This is a genomic window from Geomonas sp. Red276, from assembly GCF_054784495.1.
On record NZ_BLXW01000090.1, the window covers coordinates 1 to 1,747 of the forward strand.

The 1,747-nt window shown below is 50.9% G+C and carries 2 protein-coding genes; both read right to left on the minus strand.

What is annotated here, in order from left to right; all coding sequences use genetic code 11:
• Nucleotides 1-363: 363 nt before the first annotated feature.
• Nucleotides 364-1,020 carry a hypothetical protein gene (locus ACYVL5_RS23565; RefSeq protein WP_460597987.1) on the minus strand — a complete coding sequence of 219 codons (657 nt, stop codon included), beginning with the start codon at nucleotides 1,018-1,020 and terminating at the stop codon, nucleotides 364-366.
• Between the two features lie 127 nt (nucleotides 1,021-1,147).
• Nucleotides 1,148-1,579: a hypothetical protein gene (locus tag ACYVL5_RS23570; RefSeq protein WP_460597988.1), complete on the minus strand. Its 432-nt coding sequence runs from the start codon at nucleotides 1,577-1,579 to the stop codon at nucleotides 1,148-1,150.
• Nucleotides 1,580-1,747 lie beyond the last annotated feature (168 nt).

The following is a 1,747-nucleotide window of genomic DNA, read 5'->3' on the forward strand; positions in this document are numbered from 1 at the left end:
CTTGTGGGGCACGGTGGGTTCTCCTTCTGAGGTTTGGTCGTTGGCGCTTCCAAACTACCAGAAAAACTCACTGTGTCCCTTCTTTTTTACCCCTCCTTCAGGGTGGTGCATTTTGAACTAGAATTCATCGCCCCTCGGTTTCTTTGAAGTCGTCCATTTCATTTTCCAGCACAACGGTTGGCGGGTGAGCGGCGGAGCGGCTTTGCTTTTCAGGCTTCTACCCGCTTTCACTGACCCGCGGAGTCCGTCTCCACCCGTTCTGGTTGGGATTCCACTTTCAAAATGTCCAATATCCGGGCCTGACCTTCCGCGCTTTGCTTTCACAACCTTCCAGCGTTCCACTGGGTGCTACTGCATTTGAACCTACTGTGCTGGCCTTGCCTTCAACGTCAGGTATTCCTTAACCTGTTCCGTCAGATAGAGGAAGATCGGATCCGACTTCATCTTGTTGGTGCAATAGTAGGTGCCACTGATGTTCACGACCGGGTATGTGTATATCTCGTCCTTCTCCTCCGGTCCGGAATGTTGGATGAAAAAGATAGTGTAGGGACCGTAAGCGATTTTTGCCAGAAAGGCTGAGTACGGTATCCGCTTGTAGTAACCTTGATTCCCTGCGAAAAAGATCGGATCGCTGACCGACATGTAAGTGTCCTGCCTTTCGTCCTGCGGCCAAAGGGTGAGTTGATCGTCCGGCGTTCCGTTGGTGTTGACGTCGACGACTTTCATCATGAACCTTTCGTCCGCGGAGGGGGTGAACATACCCGCTTTGACCTGATCGAACCACCAGGAGTCCTTGTACATGTATCCGTTTATGCAGACTGTGACGGGATTTTCTTTGACGGCGCCACGGGGATAGATCTCGAATTTAATCGGCTCCATCCCCGTTTTGGTCTGGGCCATGCGCGAGTCAGGGTGTGCTGTGCTCGCCGCGTACACTTTGAAAGACTCAGGGAGAACCGCGCCGAATATTACCCCTATGACGAGCACGAGAACATATGTCAGTATCGTTTTGACCTTCATCTATTCTCCCTTTCCAACGGCTCGCGCGGGTGAGCGGCGGAGCGGGCAAGCTTATATCGGCTCTTATCAACTCCCACCAGCATCCGCGGAGACCGTCTCTACCCGCCTGGTTGGCGGTCGCCGTTTCCTACTTATACTCAAATCGGTAGCCGTCGTAAAACCTGAACCGTTCCATTCCGACTTCAGAAAGTTTAACTTCCATATCCCCAACTAAATCGTGGCTCATCTCCTCATCCTGAAGCCATGCGGTAACAGTGTCTACTGAGTCACCATCTTTCAGAAGGGAAGTTATGACATCAACGAAGTCGTGAGTGGCCAAAATGTCATCTTCGTCTTCAGGAGACCACTCTTCAGGTTCACAGAATCCAAGGAGATCGATATTCCATCTTTCTACGTGTCGAAACCCACAACTACAGGTACCTTCGTGTGTCGTAAGAAACCATTTGTGGGGGTATTTTAGGAATTGAGCTTCTGCAATGTCAGGAATTTCCTTCGAAAAGACCACATATTTTCCCGAAGCAGTCAGATCTGCCTTTGACGTGGTGCTCAGGACAGTCATGTAACACATATCGACCCCGACTCTTTATTCCTCTCCAGCCAACGAGTCAGAGTTTATGCGGCGCGAAGCCGCCGCATAAACTTTGGTTGAGCTAAGCCGCTTTCGGCTCTCACGGCTACCTGGATTTTTATACGTGGTTTCTTTTAGCTGAGGGGCGATAATACGGGG

Bases quoted from the DNA above. Each gene is read 5' to 3' on its own strand.
- ACYVL5_RS23565 (WP_460597987.1), bottom strand. From the start codon at position 1,020: ATGAAGGTCAAAACGATACTGACATATGTTCTCGTGCTCGTCATAGGG.
- ACYVL5_RS23570 (WP_460597988.1), bottom strand. From the start codon at position 1,579: ATGACTGTCCTGAGCACCACGTCAAAGGCAGATCTGACTGCTTCGGGA.